Here is a 24666-nt window from a genome sequence, read left to right as displayed (position 1 = left end):
ATTCGGATGTCCGTTCATAAAGTCATCGTTTATACCAGCACTTATTGTCCTGCTTGCACACGCGTGAAGCATTTTCTAAACGAACAGGGAGTGGACTTTGAGGAGCGTAATGTCGACAAGGATGAAAAATACGCCGAGGATCTGTTGAATGCCGGCATACGTGCCGTTCCGGTTACCGTGGTCGGAGCAGAGAAAATCGTTGGCTTTAACCAAAGCGCACTGAGCAAGGTTTTGGCCGAGAGACCGTAAGAAAAGTGTTCGAATGAAAGAGAAACCGCCGTTATGGCGGTTTTTTGTTTATTTTCCATCTTTCGCCCTGGAGGAGCAAGTTGGACAAAATCCATTAAGACGCCTGTGGCGCGGCGCCTCATCAACGGGTCTTCATGTCCGATCGGATCAGTAAAATCGTCATAAATAATTTGGAGAAAATTACAAATTCTGTGAACAAATTTTCAATGTCCCTTGTTAGCCTTACCGTATAATGAGTGAAGAAAACCGGAGCAGCCTAGACATGAAGCCTTCCGAAGGATGGAGAACGGTTACATAAAGGGGGGACCGTCCTAAAAACGATGGGCACGCAGCGAAGCGAAATCTCAGAGGCGCAAGTCAAATGGTAAAAACGTTCACGGGCAAAGGAAAATAAGACTAGTCCGTTACTTTGAAAGCGCTTGTATACATCCGTTCGGATGGAAAAATAGCGAAGGACTCACACAGTAGTTAAATGAAAAAATGGCGGGGGAGGAATGGCAATGAGATACAAGTCGATGGCATCCGTAGGAACCGCTCTGCTGGCGGTATCGCTGCTGGCGGGCTGCACCTCCGGCGGCAAACCGGATCCCGGGCCCACGGGGCAAGTTCAGGAGAAGGACGATGGAGACAAGGGAAAGGATAAGGTCGAGATCAGCTTCTGGTATGGATGGGGAGGCCCGGAGGAGCAGGTGATCAAGAGCCTGATTGATAAATTCAACGCCAGCCAGGACCGTATTATCGTCAAAGGGACACTGGAAGCCGACTATAGTAAGCAGCTTACGGCCATTACGGCAGGGAGCCCTCCGGATGTGGCTTCGCAGTTTGGTAACAACAGCGTTCCTTACGGTGTGGACGGAGCGATGACGCCGCTCGACGATTATATGAAGAAAAGCGGAATAACTGCGGCGGATTTCGTCACCGGGGCTCTGGAGCAGAACCAATATGAGGGAGTCACCTACGCGCTGCCCGTGGCCATGCATATTTCGATGCTTCTTTACAATAAAGACATTCTCGCCGAGGCAGGCTACGATCAGCCGCCGGAGACGGTTCAGCAGTTGGCCGAATATTTCGATAAGCTGAACAAAATTGAAGCGGGAGGGGAAATCAAGCGGCTCGCCTTTAATCCGAACCTGCCGATCTATGATTTTACTTATTTGTTCGGCGGGAAATTTTATGACGAAGAGAAACAGGAGATCACTCCGCAGGACCCCGGCTTTCTGGCGGCGATGAAGTACAACGCGAATTTATGGAAAAAGGCGGGAGGCAGCGAGAAGCTGAGTCCTTTCTTCAATTCGTTGGGAGCGGTGAATACGGCGGACGATCCATTCTTCACGGGCAAATACGCGATGATGGTTGCGGGAGAATGGGTGCCGAGCTTTATCAAGCGGTTTGCTCCACCGAATTTCAACTATGGGATCGCTCCACTGCCATACGATGAGAAGCATCCGGACAAAAAAGGCTCCGCCTCCGTTAGTACCAGCACGTTCTATATTCCCAAAGGCGCCAAGCATCCGGACGAAGCCTGGGAATTCATCCGCTGGTTCCTGGAGCCGGAAAATACAGCCGAATTCAATGCCGGCATCGGCAATCTGCCTCCGGTGCTCAAGGCGATCGACCAAGACGTCTTCGAAGGGGTTCCCGGCTTCAAGGAATATCTGGAGGCTTCCAAAAATCCAAATCTGTTCAGCTTCCCGTCCATGCCCTATACCCCGCAATACCGGAATGAAATCGGCGTTGCCTATACCGAGGTGCTGGACGGCAAGCTGACACCGGAGGTGGCCGGCAAGCAAATTGCGGATAAAATGAAGCCGGTCCTCGAGAAGTATGCGAAATAACGGGAGGCCGCATCCGAGCTATGAAAAATAATCGCATGCCTCCGGGCGGTAATCGCACATCCGTTCTTCGCCGCCGGTCATCATGGGTGGTTACCGTCAGCCTGGCGCTGCTGTTATCCGCCATGCCGTCCCAAGACCTGGGTGCATCGCAGAAGCTGGCGGATAAATATAAGGATGCTCTACAGCTTAAGCCCATTGAATTTACCTCATATTCCGAAGACCAATTGCCCGTTTATGCCCATGCCGTCCGCAAGCAGCAGGAGGAAGGAAAGACGGATGCCGCCGGGGAGAGGATCGATATTCCTGCGAGCCAGTACAGCGGATTCGGCGATGATCCGCAGGCGGCCCCGCTTATCCAGACGGGAATAGGCGGGCGCACGGAGCCTATCTTGATCTGGAATGAAGGGACGGAATGGATCGAGTGGACGGCGGAGATTAAGGAGAGCGGGTTTTATCAAATAGAGGTGGATTATTTCCCCATAGAAGGGAAAAGGTCTTCCATTGATCGGGCCTTGAAAATAGATGGCCAGTTCCCTTTCAACGAAGCCCAGCGGCTGTCCTTCTATCGATTCTGGAAGGACGCCGCGGAGCCGGTCAGGAACCGCAAGGGAGACGATGTCCGGCCGCGGCAGGTGGAGGCTCCGCACTGGGAAACGGTCCGCTTGACGGATAATGAAGGCAAGCATGCGGAGCCTTTCCGCTTTTATCTGGAGAAGGGGACGCATACCCTCCGAATGGAGATGATTCGGGAGCCTGTCGCATTGTCGCGGATATCGCTTGTTCCTCCGGAGATTGTGCCGACCTATGCCGAGGTGAAGCAGCAGTATTCGCAGAAAGGCTATAAAGAAGCGGAGGATATGGCTGTAAAAATTCAGGCGGAGCAGGCGGATTACAAAACCGATCCGACCATCCGCAGGGAAACGAATTCCGATCCGATAACGGAGCCGGCTGCGGAAGGAAATATCCGCTTGAATGTCATCGGAGACTACCGTTGGCGCAAGGGCGGGCAGTCGATCGCCTGGACCTTCGCGGTTCCCCAATCGGGGCTGTACAAGGTTGGCATCAAGGCCGGCCAATGGTGGGGGGACGGTTTGCCCGGCTACCGGAAAATCGAAGTGGACGGCCGCGTTCCTTTTCGGGAGCTGGAGGAATTTGCTTTCCCTTACGACAAGCATTGGAGGATTGATACTCTCGGGGACGGGGAAGAGGATTACTTGTTCTATCTGGAGGAAGGCGAGCACACCATCCGGATGACGGTGCAATTGGGCCCGTATCGGGAAGTGCTGCAGTCGCTGATGGAGACGATCCGGCAAATTTCCGATCTTAATCGCAAGATCATTATGGTGACGGGGACGAAGCCTGATCTCAATTACCGCTATGATCTGGATCGGCGGATTCCGAATCTGCTGGACGATTTGTCCGCGATTACGGAGCAGCTTCGTTTCCAGATCGGCGAAATACAGCGCCTCTCCGGGAAGAATCCGGCGGTGGTGCAGAGCCTGAAGATGATAGAGGATCAATTCACGCGGATGATCCGAAATCCGGACAGCATTCCCGCCCAACTGGAGGATATGACGAACAGCCAGGCACAGCTCGGCAATTGGCTGCTGAGTCTGAAGGAAGCTCCGCTGGTGCTGGATTACCTGATCGTGGCATCGCCCGATACGACATGGCCGAAGGCGATGTCCAACATCTTCCAGCGTTCGTATGCCACGTTCCAGAACTTCCTGAATTCCTTCAGCAAAGATTACAACAGTGTGGGAGACACGCCAGCCCTGGGAGAGGACGGCAAGGATGCCGTCGTCATCGATGTATGGGTGGGGAACGGCCGGGAATGGGCGGAGCTGCTTAAAGATTTGGCAGACGAAACCTTTACCCCGGAGACCGGGATCGCCGTCAATATGAATACGATTCCGGCGGGCCAACTGGCTGTAGGGGGAGTGAACACCCTGCTGCTGGCCGCAAGCTCCGGCAAAGCGCCGGATGTGGCGGTCAGTGTAGATGGGCTGCTTCCGGTCGAGTTCGCCATCCGGGATGCCGTCGTCAATCTGAACCAGTTTGCGGATTATGAAGAGGTTTCGCAATGGTTTTTGCCCGGTGCGTTAGTTCCGTTTCGCTACAACGGCGGGGATTACGCCTTGCCGGAAACCCAGGATTTCAACATTCTGGTCTATCGTAAGGATATTTTGGCCGAGCTGCATCTGGGCATTCCCGATACATGGGATGATTTGTATCAAATTCTGCCCGTTCTTCAGCGAAACGGGATGAACGCGTTCGTTCCGCCGGTCATCGATCCGTTCCTATATCAGCACGGAGGCCAATTCTACAATGAGGAAGGAACGGAATCCGGCTTGGCCTCCCCGGAAGCTTATCGCGCCTTCAAGGAATGGACGGATTTGTATACGAATTACCGGATTCCGATCCAGGCCGATTTCTTCAACCGGATGCGTTCCGGAGAGATGCCGATCGGATTGGCCGGGTACCAGCACTATGTGCTTCTATCTACTGCGGCTCCGGAATTGGCGGGGCGCTGGGGAATCGCTCCGGCCCCCGGCAAGAAGCAGCTTGACGGCACGGTGGACCGTTCGGCGGGGGGAGCGTTGAAGGCAACCGTCATCTTCCGGCAGTCGGAGCATCCGAACGAAGCCTGGCAGTTTCTGAAATGGTGGATGAGCAAGGAGACGCAGCAGAGATTCGGACTAGAGCTGGAGTCGCTGCTGGGCGTGGAGGCGAGATGGAACAGCGCCAATGTCGAGGCCTTCCAGGAGCTTCCGTGGCCGAAGGAGGACCTGATGACCTTCCAGGAGCAATGGAAGTGGTTCAAGGAGCCACCGGTCGTCCTTGGCGGCTATTTTACGAACAGGCATTTGACCAATGCCTGGAATCGGGTCGTCATGTCGGGAATGAATCCGCGCGAATCGCTGGAGCAAGCGGTCAAGGACATCAACCGGGAGCTGGAGGCGAAGCAGGAGGAGTACGGATTCGGCAAGCCAAGATAAGATGATCATCGAGGAAGCGGAGCCCGATGATGAAGGCCGGCGAACCAGACTTCACTCTGATTGGCCGGCCGGTGTATCAGGAAGGAGGGGTCAGGTGACGGGAAAAACCGCAGTCGTCAGCGAGACCGGTATGCCGCTTGGCAAAAGGAAAAGGCTTTCCCATTTTCACAAGCATAAGCTGCAGTATTTGATGCTGGCTCCGTTTGTTCTCTTGTTCACTCTCTTTATTGTGATCCCGGTGTTGTGGTCCATCGGATTAAGCTTCAGCTACTACAATATGCTCCAGCCTGCGCGCTGGGTCGGACTCACCAATTATGAGCTGCTTTTTCTGGAGGACGATATTTTCCTGACGGCGGTGAAGAATACGCTGGCTTTTGCCGTCGTCACCGGTCCGCTTAGCTACTTTCTGTCCTTCTTCTTCGCCTGGATCATTCATAATCTGCGGTTCAGCAACGGCTTCGCCCTTGCTTTCTATGCTCCGTCGATCACGAGCTCTGTAGCTTTATCCGTCGTCTGGCTCTATATTTTCTCCGGCGACCGCTACGGCCTGATCAATAACTTGCTCATTCATAACAGATTGCTGGAGCGGCCGATCATCTGGCTCGGCAATCCGGAGACGATGCTCTATGTCGTCATGTTCGTGTCGCTCTGGATGAGCATGGGAGCGGGCTTCCTCGTCTTCCTCGCCGGCTTGCGCAATGTGCCGACGGATATATACGAAGCCGGGGCAATCGACGGAATACGCAGTAAATTCCAGGAGATGCGGCTGCTTACGCTGCCGATGATGAAGCCGCAGCTATTGTTTGGAGCCGTGAACGCGATTGTCAGCTCCTTCGCCGTCTTCGATATCGCCACGGTGCTGACCGGAATGCCCAGCCCGAATTATGCGGCGCATACGATTGTCGCTCATTTATACGATTATGCCTTTATCCGTTTTGACTTGGGCTATTCCTCGGCAATCGCCGTAGTGCTGTTTCTGTTCACGCTCACTCTCGGGCGGATCTGTATGAGGCTGCTGTCTTCGAAGGATCAGTGATCGAACATGAGATGATTTTACGAGGGGTCAGCATCACCATTCATGCAACGCTTCATCGATGGTCAGCCGTGTCATTGGTGCGACGCTTCATCGATGATCGGTGGTGTCATTGGTGCGACGCTTCTATCGATGGTCAGCAGTGTCATTGGCGCAACGCTTCACTGACTGTGAGCAGCCTCGTTTACGCCATGATTCATCGAGAAAGCAGAAGGCAATCACGATTGTGCTTTAATCCGGATCTGATTCGGAGAATGCCGGGGCCGAAGTCCAAACCGAAGGGGGGGAACCTGCTTTGACGGCAATAACCCGACAATGGGTCAAACCTATGTGGCGTAAGCTGCGCCGAGTCCGCATGGTCAAGCCGGGCCGGGTCGTTCTGCATCTGGTCATGCTGGTGCTGGTCGTCCTGACCTCTGCCCCGATTGTTTATGTCATCTCCACAGCTTTCAAGCCGCTCGACGAGCTGTTCATGTATCCGCCCCGGTTTTGGGTAATGAAGCCGACGCTGAAGAACTTCAGCGACCTGTTTATCGCTACGGACGGAATGCTGGTGCCCTTCACCCGCTATGTGTTCAACAGCGTCTTGACCACCGTGGCCACCGTCTTGGGCAGCGTCGTGATCTGTTCGATGGGCGCCTTCATTGTATCAAAATATAAATTGCCGGGGACCGGCTTCTTGTTTGCTTTGATTATTTCTGCACTGATGTTCTCGCCCCAGGTAACGCAAATTCCGACCTATTTCGTCATCTCCAATCTGGATTTGATCGACAGCTATTGGGCGCTCATCCTGCCGAAGCTGGCTGTTCCGTATAACTTTTTTCTCATGAAGCAGTTTATGGACCAAATTCCCGAAGCTACGCTGGAGGCGGCCAGGGTGGACGGAGCGAATGAATGGACCTCGTTCTGGAAGGTAGTTATGCCTATGGTCAAGCCGGCGTGGATAACCGTCGTCATCTTTACCTTTATAGCAAATTGGAACGATTTCTTCACTCCGCTGATTTATACGACCAGTGAAGCGATGAAAACTTTGCCGCTGGCTATGGCCGGCGTGTCCAACGGAACCGTCGGACGGATGGGGGCGGCGGCGGCCGGGGCGTTCGTCACAACGATACCGACGATCATTTTGTTTGTCATCCTGCAGCGGCAGGTAATGGATACGATGGCCCATTCCGGCATCAAGTCATAGAGGCGTATAGGACACGATAGACCTTAATCGGTCTGGAAAGGCCTTCCGGCAGCTTTAACGGACCCGGAGTAGACTGTCGATTTAGGGTATACAACCAAAAACCAAAGATCATGTGCGCGGTTTGGTTTTAACGGACCCCAGAGACCTTATTCGCTCCAAAAGGGCCTTTCGGTCGTTTTAACGGAATCGGATGACCTTATTCCAAGAAATGCAGGCGAAAGTATGAGGATTTCAATGAAATAAGGGCGTTTAGGTCCGTCAGTCTGAAAAAAACGCCTATTTTGTCGAAATAGGGTCTTTCAGATCCGTTACACGATTACAGTGGAGGATAGTCTAAATTTTGGCGCGTAGTGTTCAATATTACACGGAGGAGGAGGGATCGGGTGAACAAGTGGATGCGAAGGCTCGGAATCGCGCTGGCCGTCTTCGTGCTTGGAGTGGCTCAGAGCTTCCCGGTATTTGCAGAGCCGGCCGAGAGCTATGTGATCGACAAGGAAGGATACAAAATCCCTACCCCTCTCGGTTATTCCGTGGAAAGGGTGCTGATCGGAGATTATCATTACGGGATGCTCAAGAACCCCGAGGATCTGTTCATCGATGCTGCCGACCGTCTGTATATAGCGGACACGGATAACAACCGGGTGGTCGTGATGGATAAGCTCGGCCAAATCCTGCGGGTATTCGGAACGGAGGAGGACGGGCTGGAGTTGATGTCTCCAAGAGGGGTATTTGTGGAGCGGGATGGAGACGTCTATATTGCGGATTCGGGCAATTCCAGAATCGTGCATCTGACGCCGGAGGGTGAGCTTGTCGAGGAGTTTGTGGCTCCGGAATCGGAGCTGATCGACCCGGATTTTCCTTTCGCCCCGGTCAAGTTCGTCATTGATCCGGGGGGGAATCTGTACGTGCAGAGCGGCAATGATTATCATGGACTGCTGGTGATTGACGGCACCAACGGTTTTCAAGGCTATCTGGCTCCAAACAAGCTGAAGTTTAATCTGCGGGATTGGATTCTGCGGGAATTGGCCACCAGGGAGCAGAGGGAGGCTCTGGGGAAGAAAGTGCCCCCCAATCATCGCAACGTGACGATCGACCCTGAGGAAGGCCGTCTGTACACGGTCATTGAAAATACCGATTCCGACGAATTGAAGCAGTTCAACTTCGTCGGCATCAACACTTATCCGGCCGCCCGGTATGGAGAATACAGCGGGAAGAACGGAATCTTCACCTCCGCCAATTTGGTCGACGTAGCAGTGGATCGCAGCGGGATTCTGAGCGTGGTCGATTCGAATCAGCGCAAGGTTTATCAATACGATCAGGAGGGCAACAATCTCCTCGTATTTGGCGGCAGCGGTTCGCAAACCGGCTTCTTCCAGGAACCGGTCAGCATTGCCGTCGATTCCGAAGGACTCCTGTATGTGCTCGACCGCGGCAGGGGGGAGATTCAAGTATTTCGCACCAACCATTTCGCAAGTCTGGTTCACGAAGGAAGCCGGCTGTTCCACGAAGGCCGTTATGAGGAGGCGATGAGTCCGTGGCAGGAGGTGCTGGCGATTCATTCCAATTATAATCTGGCTCACCGCGGGGTGGGGAAGGCGCTCTTCAAGCAAGGAAAATGGCAGGAGGCGATGAAGCACTTCCGCTTGGGCGAAGACAAGGCGAATTATTCGAAAGCGTTCCAGGAATATCGCCACATGCTGATGAGACAGCAATTCGGCTGGCTGGTTCTTGCTTCAGGCTTGCTCTTGGCCGGCTTGTACATGGCCGTCATCCGACTGGGGCGTTATGCCAGGAAGGTGGAATTTGCCCCTTCCTCCGTTCCGGCATGGGATCACGCGGTCATGGTGCTCTTCTCCCCATCGGAGGCCTTCTCCCGGATTCAGAGCCGCCCCCGTTGGAGTCCGGCTATCCTCCTTATATTGATGCTTGTGGCCGCCCGTTTTTTTGAAATCTATTTTACCGGGTTTCATTATGCGGGAACGCGTCCCGAATTTGCCAACCTGTGGCTGGAAACGTCCAAGATTATCGTCCCGCTGCTTGCCTGGATGGTATCGGGATGGGCAATCACCTCCATAATGGACGGGGAATCGAAGCTTAAACAGATAGCGGTCGCTTCCGCTTATGCCATGATTCCGATGATAGTGGGGACCGTGCTGACCACTCTGCTCACCAGCATTTTATCCCTGGATGAGAAAGCGATTTACGAAGGCTTGCGGGTGTGTATATGGATCTGGACCGGCTGGCTGTTTCTGATTCAATTCAGGGAGATGAATGATTATTCAGTCGGCCAAACGATACGTGTGATGCTGGTAACCTTGTTCGCCATGCTCGCACTGCTGGTCGCCGCCACACTGTTTTATGTGCTGATGAATCACATATTCAAATTTGCGAAGGAGCTCTTCCTGGAGCTTTACATCCGAAGCCAGTAACGCAGGAAAGGAGGGGGGGACAGCTTGACGCCTCGACGTGTGCTGCGATGGATCTCCTGGGCCGTTGTGCTTGGGCTGCTGACATTTTTCATATATGCTTTGGAGAATTATATGGTGGAGCAAGGGGTCATGGGGGATGGGGCCGGCCAGCAGAATGCCGATTTCCCGAGAGCGGTTCTCGATAAGCTGGGCGATCTTTCCGTCTATGAGAAAGTGGCGGAGAACCGGCGGTTGTCGCTGTACTACGAACCGCTTACCTCCTCTATTGCCGTTGAGGACAAAGAAACAGGCGCGGTATGGCTGTCGGCTTCCGATGTTTCCGACGAAGAGGCGGGCGGGAGTCAGCTCCTTAAGGACAGTCTGAAGTCGCCGTTCAATTTCTCCTATGCCGATATTGGACGCCCCACCCATGAGGTGGTTAGTTCCAACCTGATTTCCAGCTCGCCCAGGATCGGGAAAGAAGCAGTGGACAACGGAATCCGGGTTACGTATCAGTTTGACAATCTCGGCCTGCAGTTCGCGATCGAGTTCACGCTTGATGAGGACCGTCTGGTCGTCTCCGTACCGGTTACGGAAATCCGCGAGCAAGGGAATTACGCCCTTGTCTCCATCGAGCCGGTTCCCAATCTGGGAGCGGCTTCCGATCGGGATAAGGGGTATATGTTCTATCCGGATGGCAGCGGAGCGATCTCCTATTTCAAGGAAAGCCATCCCCAATACAGGGAAAAGTATTCTGCGCTTGTCTACGGCTCCGAGGATATATTCGAGAGGAACGGACAACGCGCGGAGAACGCTTATTTACCGGTATTCGGAGTCCATAAGAACGGCAGAGGATTCGTGGCTTATATCACGGATGGAGAGTTTGAATCGAAGATTCACTACGCTCCAAGCGGTTACCTGGTCAATGTGAACCGCGTTTCCGCGGAATTCCTCTACCGGCGCGAATATTCCGCAGCGATCCGCAAAGGGGAATACGCCAGAAGGGTAGAAACCGGGATGCGGGCTTTCGATCATCAGGTCGTTTATCACTTTCTGCCGAAGGGCAGGGCGGAATATTCGAATATGGCCCAAATTTATCGGGAGTATCTTATCCAGTCGGGCAAGCTTCACAGAACGATAGAGAAGAACAAACGGACGATTCCTCTCGCCCTGAACCTGTTTATGGGCGTGAAGGAGGAACGGGTGCTGAAGGACCGCTTCGTGCAGGCTACGACCTTCGAGCAGGCGGAAAATATTGTTCAGCAGTTGAAATCAGCCGGGGTGGAGGAGATGAGCGTCATTGTCAAGGGGTGGATGACAGGAGGATACGGGGATTTTCCGGACAGAACCGCTGCTGCCGGCGAGCTGGGCGGTGCCTCCGGGCTGAAGCGGCTCGCCCGAACGATGAAGGAGAACGGCCTGGAGCTGTTTCTGAATTTCAACAATGTTCATGCTAACGCGGATAATCTGGGCGTGAGGAAGATGTCGGCGGTCATGAAGGACCCGGGCAGGCTGCCGCTGCAGAACTATTACGGAGATTCGCTGCTGCTGAATGCAGTGACAGCGGCAAGCCGCTTTGACTCCGGTCATAAGCAGACTTTGTCCGGATACGGAGCGAGCGGAATCGATTTTGAAGCTTATGGGGATTTGGCTGTTGCCGATCACAGCGAATGGAACCCTCTGACCAGGGAAGGAACCGTCGGGCAGTGGCTCTCCATGCTTCGGGAATCCCGGGAGATGAACGGGAAGGCGGCGGTTCACGGCGGAAATCAATATGTTCTTCACCTGGCGGACCGGTTGTCGGATCTTCCGCTGGAGGACTCCCGCTACGTCTTCACAGACGAGGCCGTTCCTTTCTACCCGATGATTGTCCATGGCAGCATTCCGTACAGCGGCGACATCCCGCTCAATATCCATCACGATCAGCGGCAGGGATTCCTTAGATGGGTGGAATACGGAAGTATGCTTCTCTACGAATTGACCTGGCAGGAGCCGGAGGAGCTTCGCTTCACGGAATACCGCAAGCTGTTCAGCTCTGCCTTCGGGCAATGGGCTCCGGTCATCATCGAGCAGTACCGGGAGCTGAACGAGAGGCTCGGGCATACCTGGGGGCTCGCGATGACCTCTCATCGCAAGCTGGAACGGAATGTATACGAGACGGGTTACGAGGATGGAACGAGGGTAATCGTCAATTATGGCTCTATTCCTTATGAGACGGAAGGGACGACGGTTAAACCGCTGGATTACGCTGTTTTGACCAAGGAGGTGGGGGAATGAAGCTGGGCCTGGAAAGAAGAAAGAGGATCAGCGGGCTTCTCTTCATCTCCCCGTGGCTGGTCGGCTTTGCCGCCTTCCTCGTCTATCCGCTGATCAAGTCCCTCTATATGAGCTTTCGTGAAATTCAGGCGGTGGCTGATTTGCAGATGACCTTCGTCGGCTGGGACAACTATTCGAAAGCGATTTTGAAGGACACGCAGTTTATCCCGTTCTTTTATAAGGCTATTCAGGATGCCATCGTTGAGATTCCGCTCATCCTTGTCTTTTCCTTCTTCATCGCCACTTTATTAAACCAGGAAACCGTAGGCCGGATGTTCTTCCGCGGAGCCTTCTTCCTGCCGGTGCTGATCGGCTCGGGCTTCGTGATGCAGCAGCTTCTGGGCCAGGGGATAGGCGGGCTGGATGCGGTGAAGGATCCGACGGAAATGATGCGCGAAGGCGTTGCCAACGGGCTTGCGGTGCCCGAAGCCATCGCTATGTACCTGCCGAATGATTTGGTCAAGACGCTGTCCGACATCATGGGCAGACTGACGATCATTTTCTGGAAGACGGGAATCCAGATTCTGCTCTTTCTGGCCGGACTGCAGGGAATTTCGGATTCGCTGTATGAATCGGCGAAATGCGACGGCGCCACTCCTTGGGAAATGTTCTGGAAAATTACGTTTCCGCTCATGACCCCGCTGCTGCTTCTCAACGGAATTTTCACGCTGGTGGACTCGTTCACGGACATGCGCAATAACGTTATGCGCTATATCCAGAAGGTGGCGTTCACCGATATTGAGTTCGGTTATGCCGCGGCGCTCGGCTGGATTTATTTCGTGTTCGTATTTCTGCTGATTGTGCTGATCTTCACCTTGACCCGCAAGAGCGTATTTTACGCAGGGGACAGGTAACACAGAGTGGGCGGCGCGCTTGCTTCAACGGCATGTCGGAAGCCATCCCAGTCTATGCGGCTACATGCGGAAGCATAAGGAGGAGGTTTAACGATGCAGACTGTTCGTACCCGCCCGAGTATCGGGGCAAGAATGGCTTTGGCCGCGGAAGGGATTCGCAGGTGGAAAATCGCATATCGCATCTACCGGCTGTTCATCTATCTCTTTCTGATCGGGCTGTCGTTCGTGTTCCTGTATCCGTTTCTCTTCATGATCTCGACCTCGTTCAAATCCCCGGGCGATCTGGTCGATCCGACGGTATACTGGATTCCGAAGCAGTTCAGTGTGAAGGGATATTTCGACGCCTACGCGGCTCTTAATTATTTGCCCTATCTGAAAAACACGGTCGTCCTGACGCTGCTCACCGTGACCGGCCAGATGCTGTCCTGCGCGGTAGTCGGCTACGGCTTCGCCCGCTTCCGCTTCCCGGGCAGGGAGCTGTTGTTCGCGCTCGCTATGTTTACCATGATAGTGCCTCCGCAAACGATCATCGTGCCGATGTTTATTCAATACAAGGAATTGAACTGGATCAATACGATTCTGCCCATGGTTGTGCCGAGCTTCTTCGCTAACGGACTGCGCGGGGCCTTGTTTATCTTCATCTTCCGCCAGTTTTTCCGCGGCTTGCCCCATGAGCTGGAGGATGCGGCCCGGGTGGACGGCTGCGGATCGCTGCGAACCTTCGTCCGTATCGTGCTGCCGGTTTCCATCCCGCCTTTACTCGTATCGGCGATCCTTTCAGTGGTCTGGCACTGGAACGATTTCTTCGAGCCGGCCATCTTCCTGGTCGACCGTGATAAATTTACTCTGCCGATGATGCTGCCCTTCCTCGGGCAGTCGCTGAACTCGATGTCGGGAGGGACGGCCAGCGCCAATGTGGGCCAGGCGACAACGATGGCCGGATGTGTCCTTGTCATCCTTCCAATCCTGATTCTCTATCTCGAAATTCAGCGTTACTTTATGAAGAGTATCGAACGCTCCGGAATTGTAGGATGAAAATGTTGGATGACAGTCTATTCCAGATATGTTAATATAAATTTGCTTGCAATTTAATACATTATTCAAACTACTAGGGGTGCCCTATATTCGGGCTGAGAGGAACGCAGATAGCTTCCAACTCTTATGAACCTGATCTGGTTAGTACCAGCGGAGGGAAGTAGTCACTAGGGTATTTGTATACCCTATTATTTCCGCAGACCAAGAACCGGGTTCATGAATGCCATGAATCGGTTCTTTTTTATTTATCCGATTCCCTCTCCCCCCCATGAAGAAAGGAGGTTCCTTCTCCATCCAGCCAATTTGCAGCCCATTCGGCTGAACTTGCAAGCGATTCTATGCAATTCTATTGATTTTCAACATTCAAGGAGGCGGTTCCAATGACTTTTACTCAACAATTACGGGAAACCAACCAGGATTTGTTCGAAATGATTTTCCATCATCCGTTTGTAGAAGGGATCGGCCGCGGAGATATTGCCAAAGAAGCGGTCATGCATTATGTAAAAGCCGATTTTGAATATTTGAACGCATTTATGAAAATCTATGCGATTGCCATGTCCAAGTCGGATACTCGCAGCGATATTGCCTTTTTCCATGAACAGGTAGGCTTTACCTTACACTCGGAAACCGGCCCGCATATGAATTTGTGCGACTATATCGGCGTTTCCTATAAGGAATTGCAGGGTCATCCACTCCCGCCAACTGCGGATCATTATGTGAAGCATATGATGTATCATGCCTATACCGGTTCACTCGGGGAAATCTACGCCGCTCTCTTGCCGTGCCCATGGACCTATTTGGAAATCGGCAAGGTGCTCATGGAGAAATATAAGCCTCAAGCGAACCATCCTTTTTATCGCTGGATTACTTTCTATGCCGACTCGGGAATAGAAGCACTCACCGAAACCTTGTGCAAGCGGCTCGATGCTTGTGCCGAAGAAGCCTCGGAAGCCGAGAAAAACCGGATGCGCGACGCCTTTCGAAAAAGCTGCCAGCTCGAGCTCTGCTTCTGGGAAATGTCCCTGACTTGCGAAACATGGCCCGCCGGAAACATTGGAGTGACTGCGCCATGAAGCGTGTTCCTTGTGCTCTCACCATTGCCGGAACGGACCCGACGGGCGGCGCCGGTATCCAGGCCGATCTGAAAACATTTCAAGAACTGCAGGTGTACGGAATGTCCGTCATTACTTCCGTTCTCGCGCAGAATACGACCGGAGTCCAGGATGTCGTCCATCATTCGACGGCTTTCATCGGTCGTCAACTGGATTCCGTTACAGAGGATATACCGGTTCACGCTTTTAAAACAGGCATGATTGCCAGCTTGGACATGATGGAATTGTTGACAAGGAAGATTCCGGAAATTAAAGCCCCTTATGTGCTGGACCCCGTCATGATAGCGACAAGCGGGGATGCGCTCATTGATCCGGATGCGCGCGCCTTCTTGAGGGACAGGCTCCTGCCGCTCGCCAGCATCGTCACTCCGAATATACCGGAGGCGGAGAGCTTGACCGGCGGTACGATTACAACGACAGCGGATATGGAGGAAGCGGCCGTAGCGCTCGTTAACCTGTACGGGGCCGGAGCCGCGCTTGTCAAAGGCGGACATTTACGCGGAGAAGCTGTAGATATTCTATACGACGGGGAAAAGCTGTACGCTCTGTCTGCGGATAGAATCGAGACGACCAACACGCACGGTACCGGTTGTACGTTATCGGCCGCGATTACCGCCTATTTGGCGCAGGGGCTTCCTTTATATGAGGCCGCACGTAAGGCCAAAGACTATATTACCGCGGCCATCCGCCATTCCTTGCCGCTTGGGAAAGGCAATGGCCCGACGAATCATTGGGCGCCGCGGATCGGAGGCAGCCAAGCATGAATCAGTCGATTATCGATCAAGTTCGCCGACAAGTGCCGTTTATCTATCACCTGACCAATCAGGTGGTCATGAATTTCAGCGCCAACGGGCTGCTCGCTTTCGGCGGTACGCCCGCCATGGCCAAATATATAGAAGTGGCGGAACCGCTGGCAGCGGCATCCGACGGGGTTCTGATCAATTTAGGCACACTCTCTCGCGATGAAGTGCCGGCATTGGTCAAAGCAGGTAAAGCCGCGAATCAAAAAGGGATCCCCGTCGTCCTTGATCCGGTGGCGATTGCTTGCTCGGCCTTCACTAAAGAAGCGGGGCGGGAGATACTGCAGGAGGTGAAGCTGGCCGCGGTCAAGGGCAATGCCGGGGAAATGGCTTATCTGGCCGATATTCCGTGGGAAACCCGCGGCGTCGATTCCATAGGCGGCGGCGATGCGGCGGCAGTGGCCGGGGAAGTGGCGAAGCGTTACAGCACGATAGCGGTCGTTACGGGGGAAACCGATTATATCGCGAGTGAGGACAAGCTGCTCGTTAATGAAACCGGCCATCCGCTGTTGACCAAAATAACGGGCGGCGGCTGTTTGCTAGGCTCGATTCTGGCCGCCTGCCTGACGACCGATGCCGATGCCCTGGAGCAAGCCTATACGGCCGTATCCTTCTACGGGCTGGCGGCGGAGTATGCGGCAGCCCGTCCCGAAGTACGCGGTCCCGGTACGTTCCTGCCCGCTTTTCTTGACGCTCTGTCCTACGACATTAAAGATTTGGAGGGGAAATAAATGAGAATTCAACGTGCGCAGCTTCGCAAATATTTTATTATGGGGAGCCAGGATTGCACACGAAGCCCCGAGGAAATATTGCTGGAGGCGGCGAAAGCGGGCATTACCGCTTTTCAATTCCGCGAGAAGGGCCCCGGTTCGCTGTCCGGCAGCGCAAAGCTGGAGCTCGGCAAAAAACTGCGCAAAATTTGTTCCGAATATGGTATTTTATTTATCATAAACAATGACGTGGAACTGATCGAGCCGCTTCAAGCCGACGGTATTCATGTCGGACAGCAGGATGAACGAACAGACACGATCCGCGCGCGCTTTCCCGATACGATCATCGGGCTGTCCGTGACGAATATCGAGGAGGCCAGTCGGCCTTCGATGGCCTGTGCCGATTACGTCGGGGCAGGGCCCGTATACCGCACGGCAACGAAAATCGATGCCAAAGAGCCCGTCGGCACCGCCTGGATCCGGGAGCTGCGCGCTTTTCTGCCGGAAATGCCGATGGTCGCTATCGGCGGCATCACACCGGACAATGCCCGCCTTTCACTGGATGCAGGGGCTGACGGCGTTGCCGTCGTCTCCGCCATTACGAAGTCCGGCAATATCCGGGAAACGGTCGCACGTTTATAAATACCACAACGTTTTACTTGTGAATGAAGAAAGGAACCCGTCCAATGTCTATGAAATTGCCCGAAGTATCGGCAGATGCACCGCAATGCGAGCTGACGGTCCTGAACGCCGGATTTTACCGGGCGTCCCTAAACATGCTGCATAAAGAGCGCCCCCGGCAACAAATCTGGGGGCCGGCATTATTCTTTCTTATCCGGCATCCGAAGAACGGTTATTTTCTGTTCGATACCGGCTATTCCACGCGTTTCCGGGAAGCAACCCGCCTCGTTCCATACCGATTGATGCGTTTGGCGACGCCGGTTCGCATTACGGAACAGGAGCACGCTCTGGTTCAATTGCAGGCGATGGGGGTTGAGCCGGATGAGGTGACGGTCATCTTGTCCCATATGCATGTGGATCATACGGGGGGAATCCATGATTTCCCCCGTTCTCAAATTATAGTCAACAAGGTGGAATGGGAATTTACGCAGGGGCGGTCCCCCTTAAGGCTGTTTCCCCACGCCTATCTTTCCTCTCTCTTTAACCAAATCGATCCGAATCGGGTCAGACTGATCGATTTCGATTCTTCCTCCGGATACGGTCCTTTGCCACAGGCTGTGGATCTGTTGGGCGACGAATCGCTTGTGCTTGTCCCGCTGCCGGGCCATTCCGTCGGACAGATGGGCCTGCTGATCAATCATACCCGGCAGGGAAGAGTCCTGCTCTGCGCGGATGCGGTCTACATGCAGGACAATTATCGTGACAGGCTGGCCGGAAGCCGGATCAGCCGGATAGCGCATTACGATTATTCGCAATATCTAAGTCAATTTGCGCTGCTGCACGATTTGGAGAAGGAGAACAGCGGTCTGACCATCCTGCCTTCTCACGACCCCGGAGTATATGAACGATATGTTCTGGGCAAAGGTCGGGCAGGCCAATAGATTATGGAAAACAGATCGCTGCCGTCATCCTTCCTCCCGTCTTAGGGATGGGGGAGACCCCTTGGGTGCGCCTCAGGGAGCCGCTGAAGCCTGGGCTTCGGCCGCCATGCACAAATAATAGGACAAGCCGGTTTGCTCGGCTTCCAGCATACCCCGGTGGAAATCGTCTTGGACGAAAAACCGGGCCTGCGCGGCAAATTCCGCTTCATTGATGGAATGTCCGTGCCGGTTCAGAAAATCAAGATGTGTGCGCAGATGCTTCATCACTTTTGCGTCGTCGAATTTCACCCCGCTCCTAAGGAACTCCGCCATCCCGTTCATAAAGCGTACGGCCTCCTTGGCCTGCTCGTTCAACTCCTCCGGTTGGATGGGCCCGGCTTCCAGGTCGTAGTTGTACTTTTCCTTCAAGTATTCGCTTTGTTCGTGCAGAGCTTCCTTCCATTCTTCTTCACTGTCGAAGCCTCTAAACATAGATTGGGTATCCATAGGCTCTCCTTCCTCGGTACTGCGAATCGTTTCCTCCAAAGTATGAATCAAATCCTCCAGTCTTCTCTTGCGGGCAAGAAGAAGCCGGCGCTGATCCGACAGGACGGATAACCGGTCTTGACCGCTTTCCAGCAGGTCTTTGATTTGCTGCAGCGGGAAGTCCAATTCCCGGTAAAACAGAATTTGCTGCAGCCGCTCCAATTCCTTCTTTCCATACAGTCGATAGCCCGCATCCGTCACCTCTCCGGGGTACAGAAGACCGATCTTATGGTAATAATGCAGTGCCTTGACCGTAACATGGGTCATCTCGGCAACTTCTTTGACGGTGTATCCCATCCGCCTTACCTCCTTCCACAAGCATTGTAAAGCCTCCCCTTGGGTCAGAGTCAATCCTTATTCCGTTTAATTGCCTTTGTAACTGAAGAATACACGGAAGAAAATTTTCCCTTCGAAATACTTTCAACCCCGTTGACTCTCCTCTGAGAGGAGGCCCTACAATGAGCCTCGGAATTCCGAATAATATTCACCTTGAAAGGAGAAGTAGGGAAAATGTCATCTCCCCGTGAGGCTCTTCGCAGCCGATATGTCCGGGCCGTTATGGTGTCCGGATTGTTCTCGCAGATCGGCATCTGGATTCGGAATCTATCCGTCCTGTTATTTGTTATGGAGCAAACCGGAGGAAACGCTCTGGCTGTTTCCATGATCTCTGTGGCCGAGTACGCGCCTATCTTCATATTCTCGTTCTTGGGGGGTGTATTCGCGGACCGTTGGCGACCAAGAAGAACGGTTATTTGGTGCGATCTTCTCAGCGCCCTATCGGTATTTGCCGTTCTGGCTTCCTTCGAACTGGGCGCGTGGCCGGCCGTATTTTTCACCACATTGTGTTCCTCCATTCTGTCGCAATTTGCCCAACCGTCCGGTATGAAGCTGTTTAAAATCCATGTGCCGGAAGATCAGGCCCAAGCGAGCATGTCCTTGCTGCAGACGATGATCTCTGTCTTTATGATTGTGGGGCCGATGCTGGGCACCGTTGTATATCAAAACCTGGGCATGGCTGCCGCAATCGCCATGACGGGCTTCTCGTTCCTGCTGTCTGCCGCCGCTATGGCCTTCATTCCGCCTGATCCCGAAGCGGGCAGCGCCGCGAAAGGGAAGACCTCCCTGTGGAAGGAAATGTCCGACGGAATCCGTTATGTGTTGTCGAGGCCGGTGCTTAGATTGCTCAGTATCAGTTTTGTGGCGGTTGGTCTCGGAGTCGGATTAATCTCGCCTCTCGGAATTTTTGTCGTGACCGAAAGGCTCGGATTGTCTCCGGAGTACCTGCAATGGCTGTTGATACCGTATGGCCTTGGAGAAATGGCGGGAGGCTTCCTCGCCTTCGGTGCGGCCGGCCGTATTCCTCCGCAGAGGCTATTGGTGCTTGGTCTGGTTATGAACGCCGCAGGGATTGCCCTAATGGGGGTATCCGGCGTCCTATGGCTGGCTATGCTGGCCCAGCTTATCATCGCTCTGTTTCAACCCGCCATCTTTATCGGAAATCATTCGCTTGTGATCCAAAATACGGACGTATCGTTCATAGGCCGGGTAACAGGCATCCGAACCCCTCTTATGACCGGTTCTATGGTGATTATGATGAGTTTATCCGGGGTTCTGAAGGAAATGTTTCCGCTCATTGTCCTGTATTCTGCTGCAGCTCTGTTATTTATCATCGGAACGTTAGTCGTCCTGCCGCTTCCGGGGACTAAGAGCGAGACACTGGGAGCGGACAAGAACTAACGATGACGCAAGCGGGGAGAAGATTCTTAATGCTTCTACCCCGAGGAAGGAGTAAACGGAGCAGGCAAAAATAGGCTATAATCATACTTTCCCTGTGTACAGCGGGCTGGATATGCTATTCTGAAAGGAACTATTTTCGGGAGGCGATGTTTATGGTTAGCAGTGTATATGTCGTTCAGGGGCTCATTCGAGGGGGGACCGCATCATTCGCCCTATAAACTGTGATCCCCCTCAGAATCTGAAAGGGGTATCCTATTGTTCAACCATAAGCAAGCGGAGACATATTTAAACCGGTACGGTGAGCGGCTCGGCGTCCCTTGGTCTGCGAGCAAGCAAACTTATCCAGTAGCGGTTGGCCGGGCAGTGCCGGTCCGATCTGGAGCCAACCCTAGTTCAGGGGAGGCCGGACATGGAGCTTCCTAGAGATTTACGGCAGGCTATTGATGTAGAGATCGCGCTGCGCTCATCCAAGCAGCTTGCGGTCGCCGCGGCGAGGCTGTCCAGCCGCTATCGCACAGGCTTGTCTTCGGGAAGCGGCAAGTTTCTGCAATCACAGGAGGATGTGGAAGCTTATGCGGCATTTCGCCTTCCAGCCACTTTTGCAGCGGTATATTCGACGGCAAGGGAGGTTCAAGAACGGCTTCCGGGCTGGTCCCCCAATACTTTATTGGACATAGGGGCCGGTCCGGGTACGGCTATGTGGGCAGCGGCCGCTGTATGGCCGGGGCTGATCAGCCGGATAACGCTCATGGAACGCGAGGAAGGCATGATTGATCTTGGCAGACGTTTGGCTGCCCATTCATCCTTCTCCGCAATTCGGGAAGCCCATTGGCGCAGGCTTGATCTCAGAGGGAGATGGGGCGTCAGCGCGCATGATCTGGTGATCGCGTCTTATGTGCTGGGAGAGATGCCTTCCAGCGACTGCGAGGCTATCATCGGCAAGCTCTGGGAATCGACCTCCCACACATTGGTTATCATCGAGCCGGGCACACCGGCAGGGTTTGCGCGTATCCGGCAGGCTCGGGAGCTGTTGCTGTCTATGGGAGGTCGGATTATAGCTCCATGCCCTCATGAGAACCGATGTCCTATGTCCGGGCGGAACTGGTGCCATTTTGCGGCGAGGGTATCGCGCTCGCGGCTTCATCGTCTGGCCAAAGCGGGGGAACTCGCCTATGAAGACGAGAAATTTTCTTATATCTGCATTTCTCGGGCAGGCGGAACGACGATTCCAGGAAGAGTCATCCGCCATCCCCAGGTTCATACAGGGTTTATCCGGCTCGAGCTTTGTACCCCGCTAGGGCTGGATGAGACGGTCGTCACCCGCAAGGACCGCGATCGGTTCCGCAGGGCGCGCCATCTTCGTTGGGGCTCGCCTGTTCCAGGCCCGGACGATAGAGAATAGGCCACATGCCTTTTTGCGGGCGTTACGGCTGCATCACGGTGTATTACAAGGATTCAGGAAGCAGTTCCCATCGCGGGACTGCTTTTCTTTGTGGGAGAAAATGGCCTTGTCTGGAATTCTTTATATGTAACAGGAGAGGGCCACCTGCTCTGGGAAAATTTAGTATGCACAGCTCGTGAAAACATGTTACATTTTATATAATCAGAAAGAGCACGAACCGGCCGTCATAAGGGAGGAAATCGGGAATATGCCAATCTGCATTGCTTTATTACGGGGAATTAACGTCAGCGGGCAGAAGATTATAAAGATGGATCAGTTGTCCGCTATTTTCGAATCGTTAGGCTTTCAAAATGTGCAAACCTATATACAAAGCGGGAATGTTGTTTTTCTAGCGGTGGAGGAGGAAAGCGAGGTCCGGGTCCATAAAATCGAAAGCCGGCTCCAGGAGGAACTTGGTTATGAGGTTACCGTAGTTCTAAGAACGATGGAGGAGTTGAAGGAGGTTGTGGAACGGAACCCTTATGACCTGCCTTCCCTCACTCCGGATGAGAAGGTGTATGTCAGCTTTCTTAGTGGGGAACCGGCGCAAGAAGCCAAGGATCGGTTATTGTCTTATAAAAATGAAATAGATGATTATCGTCTCCGCACCCGGGAAGTTTACATTCTATGCCGCAAAGGCTACGGGAAATCTCTGTTTTCCAATAATTTTCTCGAGAAAAAGCTTGGTCTGGCGGCTACGACACGCAACTGGGCCACAGTCAAAAAGCTTGTAGCAATGGCCGAAAGCTTAAGGAGCAAAGGATAAGGAGGGACACGACAATGAGTGATTTCCATACGTTGAGCACAGAGGAATTACACGAATACCGTTTCCGGCTGCAAGAGCAGTATAACCGGTTCCGTAGCCAAAAGCTGAAACTGGATATGTCCAGAGGGAAGCCTAGTCCCGAACAACTGGATTTGGCTAACGAAATGCTGGGTCTGATCCGCTCCGGGGATGATTTTCTGGCCAAGAATGGTGTAGATACCCGTAACTATGGGGGCTTGGAGGGGATTCCCGAGGCGAAGGAGTTGTTCGCCCCAATGCTGGAGGTTCATCCGGAGGAAATCATCATAGGCGGGAACTCCAGCCTCAATATGATGCATGATACGATAGCTAGAGCTATGCTGCATGGAGTATGCGACAGTGAAATTCCGTGGGCCAAGCTGCCTGTTGTCAAATTTCTGGCCCCCGCACCGGGGTATGACCGGCACTTTGCTATCTGTGAGCTGTTCGGCATCGAAATGATAACGATAGACATGCTGCCGGACGGGCCGGATATGGATACGGTAGAGAGGCTCGTGAGCGAGGACGAAGCAATCAAAGGAATATGGTGTGTGCCCAGATACAGCAATCCGGAGGGGATCACGTATTCGGATGAAGTGGTCGACCGGCTGGCCTCGATGAAGACGAAGGCCGGCGATTTTCGAATTTTCTGGGATGACGCCTATGCCGTACATCACTTAACCGATCGGCCCGCATCGCTGAAGAACATTTTGACGGCATGTAAAGAAGCCGGTAATCCGAATAGGGTTTTCCTGTTCGGATCTACATCGAAGATCAGCTTCTCGGGATCCGGCGTAGCCATGATGGCATCCAGTCAAGGGAACCTGGATTGGACGAGGAAGCTTCTTTCCGCAGAAACCATCGGCCCCGACAAGATTAATCAGCTTCGGCATGTCCGCTTTTTTAAGAGCTTGGATGGAATCATGGAGCATATGGCCAGACACGCGGCTATCCTGCGGCCCAAATTTGAGCGGGTGCTTGAAATCCTCGATTCCGAATTGGGCGGTAAATCGATAGCTTCCTGGAGCCGGCCTCAAGGAGGATATTTTATCAGTCTGAACACATTGGACGGCTGCGCCAAAGCGGTGGTCGAGATGGCAGCCGGCGCGGGAGTCGTGCTGACCAAGGCAGGAGCCACCTATCCATACGGTATAGATCCCCGTGACCGGAACATACGTCTCGCCCCTTCGTATCCGTCTATGGAAGAGCTGACGACTGCTATTCAAGTGCTGTGCCTATGTGTTCAGTTAGTGTCTATTAACAAGCTGTTGAAGGATGGGTCCAAGTAATGTCCGGAGAAGCTCTGGCCGTTCAGACCTGTATTGAAATCCGCAGGGAAATCCGGGGGATAGAGGAAATCATCACCGAAGCCTCCTATGAAATGAAGCTTTACGAAGACGAAATCACAGTCAGACGGGAAAGATTTCCGCTTCATGATGTTTTCGACATCTCCTTTTTCCGCAATCACCGGGAGGAGGGGGCGATTGGTTTTTTATATTTGCACACAAAGAATGGAGTCCGGACCTTCTATATTAGGGAAAATCCTGACATGCTTATTGAAGTCTACAAAAAATTGTCCGCAAAAGAGCTTTAGCCGATATACGACAACACCTGCCGCTGAGGCAGGTGTTTTTATTTTTTTGCCACATAAGAGTTCCTATTGGCTTAAAAACTTTCACTTTCGCAGAGCGAAATTGGTCCAAAGGTTTGATGTGACTGGCTGATGAAATATAAGTTTGGATATAGATCCTGCACAAACTATCGCTTTCTACTTTGAAAATCCGTCTATTTTCATTTTCTTCTGGTGCCGTTGCAAGCGGGAATGGCGCGTCTAATTGGAAAAAACGACTTAACTGTATTCTATACAGTTAGATTCCAGCGAATGGCAGAAAGTGATTGAAGTAAATGGAAAAACTCCATTTAGAATCGAGTTTTTTTGCTGAAATCGCCTTTTGAGCGCAAACTAGCTGCAGGTTTTCCACTTAGTTTCCGTCTTTCGCCCTCAGAGGAACAAACTAGCTGTATGAAATCCAGTTAGACGTCCATGACGAAAGAGTTGGATACGTTACCGAGCTTT

The 24666-nt window shown here is 53.2% G+C and carries 21 protein-coding genes and 1 riboswitch; of the genes, 20 read left to right on the top strand and 1 reads right to left on the bottom strand.

Annotated features, from left to right (window positions below):
- Nucleotides 1-6 precede the first annotated feature (6 nt).
- The 14 genes from ACFQ03_RS09335 (at nucleotide 7) to ACFQ03_RS09270 (ending at nucleotide 18102) form a co-directional block, all read left to right on the top strand.
- The gene (locus tag ACFQ03_RS09335; protein WP_144940219.1) at nucleotides 7-249 is read left to right on the top strand and encodes a glutaredoxin family protein; all 243 of its coding nucleotides are present in this window, start codon (nucleotides 7-9) and stop codon (nucleotides 247-249) included.
- A gap of 500 nt (nucleotides 250-749) precedes the next feature.
- Nucleotides 750-2084 carry an ABC transporter substrate-binding protein gene (locus ACFQ03_RS09330; protein ID WP_186328452.1) on the top strand — a complete coding sequence of 445 codons (1335 nt, stop codon included), beginning with the start codon at nucleotides 750-752 and terminating at the stop codon, nucleotides 2082-2084.
- Nucleotides 2085-2104: 20 nt separating this feature from the next.
- Nucleotides 2105-5083 (top strand): extracellular solute-binding protein, encoded by a 2979-nt coding sequence (locus tag ACFQ03_RS09325; protein WP_379287676.1) that lies wholly within the window; start codon nucleotides 2105-2107, stop codon nucleotides 5081-5083.
- Nucleotides 5084-5177: 94 nt separating this feature from the next.
- A complete protein-coding gene (locus ACFQ03_RS09320; RefSeq protein WP_379287674.1) occupies nucleotides 5178-6119 on the top strand; it encodes a carbohydrate ABC transporter permease in 942 nt (313 codons plus the stop codon).
- 292 nt (nucleotides 6120-6411) lie between these two features.
- Nucleotides 6412-7305 (top strand): carbohydrate ABC transporter permease, encoded by an 894-nt coding sequence (locus ACFQ03_RS09315; RefSeq protein ID WP_222126733.1) that lies wholly within the window; start codon nucleotides 6412-6414, stop codon nucleotides 7303-7305.
- A gap of 383 nt (nucleotides 7306-7688) precedes the next feature.
- Nucleotides 7689-9734 (top strand): YIP1 family protein, encoded by a 2046-nt coding sequence (locus ACFQ03_RS09310; RefSeq protein ID WP_379287671.1) that lies wholly within the window; start codon nucleotides 7689-7691, stop codon nucleotides 9732-9734.
- Between the two features lie 24 nt (nucleotides 9735-9758).
- Nucleotides 9759-11990 carry a DUF5696 domain-containing protein gene (locus tag ACFQ03_RS09305; RefSeq protein ID WP_379287669.1) on the top strand — a complete coding sequence of 744 codons (2232 nt, stop codon included), beginning with the start codon at nucleotides 9759-9761 and terminating at the stop codon, nucleotides 11988-11990.
- Nucleotides 11987-12883 (top strand): carbohydrate ABC transporter permease, encoded by an 897-nt coding sequence (locus tag ACFQ03_RS09300; RefSeq protein ID WP_379287667.1) that lies wholly within the window; start codon nucleotides 11987-11989, stop codon nucleotides 12881-12883. Before ACFQ03_RS09305 ends, ACFQ03_RS09300 begins: the two co-directional genes overlap by 4 nt.
- 93 nt (nucleotides 12884-12976) lie before the next feature.
- Complete coding sequence (locus ACFQ03_RS09295) at nucleotides 12977-13918, top strand: carbohydrate ABC transporter permease (protein WP_379287665.1); 942 nt, start codon at nucleotides 12977-12979, stop codon at nucleotides 13916-13918.
- A gap of 65 nt (nucleotides 13919-13983) precedes the next feature.
- Nucleotides 13984-14094: riboswitch (TPP riboswitch) on the top strand.
- Nucleotides 14095-14298: 204 nt separating this feature from the next.
- Nucleotides 14299-14991: a thiaminase II gene (tenA, locus tag ACFQ03_RS09290; RefSeq protein WP_379287663.1), complete on the top strand. Its 693-nt coding sequence runs from the start codon at nucleotides 14299-14301 to the stop codon at nucleotides 14989-14991.
- Nucleotides 14988-15794 (top strand): bifunctional hydroxymethylpyrimidine kinase/phosphomethylpyrimidine kinase, encoded by an 807-nt coding sequence (gene thiD / locus ACFQ03_RS09285; RefSeq protein WP_379287661.1) that lies wholly within the window; start codon nucleotides 14988-14990, stop codon nucleotides 15792-15794. The genes tenA and thiD overlap by 4 nt, the downstream gene beginning before the upstream one ends.
- On the top strand, nucleotides 15791-16561 hold the full coding sequence (gene thiM, locus ACFQ03_RS09280; protein WP_379287659.1) for a hydroxyethylthiazole kinase: 771 nt from the start codon (nucleotides 15791-15793) through the stop codon (nucleotides 16559-16561). The genes thiD and thiM overlap by 4 nt, the downstream gene beginning before the upstream one ends.
- Nucleotides 16562-17182: a thiamine phosphate synthase gene (thiE, locus tag ACFQ03_RS09275; protein WP_144940240.1), complete on the top strand. Its 621-nt coding sequence runs from the start codon at nucleotides 16562-16564 to the stop codon at nucleotides 17180-17182.
- 44 nt (nucleotides 17183-17226) lie between these two features.
- Nucleotides 17227-18102 carry an MBL fold metallo-hydrolase gene (locus tag ACFQ03_RS09270; RefSeq protein WP_144940242.1) on the top strand — a complete coding sequence of 292 codons (876 nt, stop codon included), beginning with the start codon at nucleotides 17227-17229 and terminating at the stop codon, nucleotides 18100-18102.
- A gap of 72 nt (nucleotides 18103-18174) precedes the next feature.
- Here ACFQ03_RS09270 and ACFQ03_RS09265 read toward each other — a convergent pair whose 3' ends face one another.
- Complete coding sequence (locus tag ACFQ03_RS09265) at nucleotides 18175-18924, bottom strand: MerR family transcriptional regulator (protein WP_144940244.1); 750 nt, start codon at nucleotides 18922-18924, stop codon at nucleotides 18175-18177.
- A 213-nt stretch (nucleotides 18925-19137) separates the two neighbouring features.
- Between ACFQ03_RS09265 and ACFQ03_RS09260 the strand changes: the two genes are divergently transcribed.
- From ACFQ03_RS09260 to ACFQ03_RS09235, 6 genes are all read left to right on the top strand, one after another.
- Nucleotides 19138-20364: an MFS transporter gene (locus ACFQ03_RS09260; RefSeq protein ID WP_379287656.1), complete on the top strand. Its 1227-nt coding sequence runs from the start codon at nucleotides 19138-19140 to the stop codon at nucleotides 20362-20364.
- Between the two features lie 255 nt (nucleotides 20365-20619).
- The gene (locus ACFQ03_RS09255) at nucleotides 20620-20787 is read left to right on the top strand and encodes a hypothetical protein (RefSeq protein ID WP_379287653.1); all 168 of its coding nucleotides are present in this window, start codon (nucleotides 20620-20622) and stop codon (nucleotides 20785-20787) included.
- Nucleotides 20774-21766 (top strand): small ribosomal subunit Rsm22 family protein, encoded by a 993-nt coding sequence (locus tag ACFQ03_RS09250; protein ID WP_379287650.1) that lies wholly within the window; start codon nucleotides 20774-20776, stop codon nucleotides 21764-21766. The genes ACFQ03_RS09255 and ACFQ03_RS09250 overlap by 14 nt, the downstream gene beginning before the upstream one ends.
- A gap of 247 nt (nucleotides 21767-22013) precedes the next feature.
- Nucleotides 22014-22571: a DUF1697 domain-containing protein gene (locus ACFQ03_RS09245; protein WP_379287648.1), complete on the top strand. Its 558-nt coding sequence runs from the start codon at nucleotides 22014-22016 to the stop codon at nucleotides 22569-22571.
- A 14-nt stretch (nucleotides 22572-22585) separates the two neighbouring features.
- On the top strand, nucleotides 22586-23878 hold the full coding sequence (locus tag ACFQ03_RS09240; RefSeq protein ID WP_379287646.1) for an aminotransferase class I/II-fold pyridoxal phosphate-dependent enzyme: 1293 nt from the start codon (nucleotides 22586-22588) through the stop codon (nucleotides 23876-23878).
- On the top strand, nucleotides 23878-24183 hold the full coding sequence (locus ACFQ03_RS09235) for a hypothetical protein (RefSeq protein WP_379287644.1): 306 nt from the start codon (nucleotides 23878-23880) through the stop codon (nucleotides 24181-24183). Before ACFQ03_RS09240 ends, ACFQ03_RS09235 begins: the two co-directional genes overlap by 1 nt.
- Nucleotides 24184-24666 lie beyond the last annotated feature (483 nt).

The organism is Paenibacillus residui (assembly GCF_042677205.1).
In the GTDB taxonomy this organism is placed as follows: domain Bacteria; phylum Bacillota; class Bacilli; order Paenibacillales; family NBRC-103111; genus Paenibacillus_L; species Paenibacillus_L residui.
This window is presented reverse-complemented; position numbering and strand designations above follow the sequence as displayed.

Excerpts from the sequence above, each read along its gene's own strand:
- ACFQ03_RS09300 (WP_379287667.1), top strand. The coding sequence starts at position 11,987 with ATGAAGCTGGGCCTGGAAAGAAGAAAGAGGATCAGCGGGCTTCTCTTC.
- ACFQ03_RS09250 (WP_379287650.1), top strand. The coding sequence starts at position 20,774 with ATGGAGCTTCCTAGAGATTTACGGCAGGCTATTGATGTAGAGATCGCG.
- ACFQ03_RS09270 (WP_144940242.1), top strand. The coding sequence starts at position 17,227 with ATGTCTATGAAATTGCCCGAAGTATCGGCAGATGCACCGCAATGCGAG.
- ACFQ03_RS09260 (WP_379287656.1), top strand. The coding sequence starts at position 19,138 with ATGTCATCTCCCCGTGAGGCTCTTCGCAGCCGATATGTCCGGGCCGTT.
- ACFQ03_RS09330 (WP_186328452.1), top strand. The coding sequence starts at position 750 with ATGAGATACAAGTCGATGGCATCCGTAGGAACCGCTCTGCTGGCGGTA.
- thiM (WP_379287659.1), top strand. The coding sequence starts at position 15,791 with ATGAATCAGTCGATTATCGATCAAGTTCGCCGACAAGTGCCGTTTATC.
- thiD (WP_379287661.1), top strand. The coding sequence starts at position 14,988 with ATGAAGCGTGTTCCTTGTGCTCTCACCATTGCCGGAACGGACCCGACG.
- ACFQ03_RS09240 (WP_379287646.1), top strand. The coding sequence starts at position 22,586 with ATGAGTGATTTCCATACGTTGAGCACAGAGGAATTACACGAATACCGT.
- ACFQ03_RS09245 (WP_379287648.1), top strand. The coding sequence starts at position 22,014 with ATGCCAATCTGCATTGCTTTATTACGGGGAATTAACGTCAGCGGGCAG.
- tenA (WP_379287663.1), top strand. The coding sequence starts at position 14,299 with ATGACTTTTACTCAACAATTACGGGAAACCAACCAGGATTTGTTCGAA.
- thiE (WP_144940240.1), top strand. The coding sequence starts at position 16,562 with ATGAGAATTCAACGTGCGCAGCTTCGCAAATATTTTATTATGGGGAGC.
- ACFQ03_RS09265 (WP_144940244.1), bottom strand. The coding sequence starts at position 18,924 with ATGGGATACACCGTCAAAGAAGTTGCCGAGATGACCCATGTTACGGTC.
- ACFQ03_RS09335 (WP_144940219.1), top strand. The coding sequence starts at position 7 with ATGTCCGTTCATAAAGTCATCGTTTATACCAGCACTTATTGTCCTGCT.
- ACFQ03_RS09295 (WP_379287665.1), top strand. The coding sequence starts at position 12,977 with ATGCAGACTGTTCGTACCCGCCCGAGTATCGGGGCAAGAATGGCTTTG.
- ACFQ03_RS09235 (WP_379287644.1), top strand. The coding sequence starts at position 23,878 with ATGTCCGGAGAAGCTCTGGCCGTTCAGACCTGTATTGAAATCCGCAGG.
- ACFQ03_RS09325 (WP_379287676.1), top strand. The coding sequence starts at position 2,105 with ATGAAAAATAATCGCATGCCTCCGGGCGGTAATCGCACATCCGTTCTT.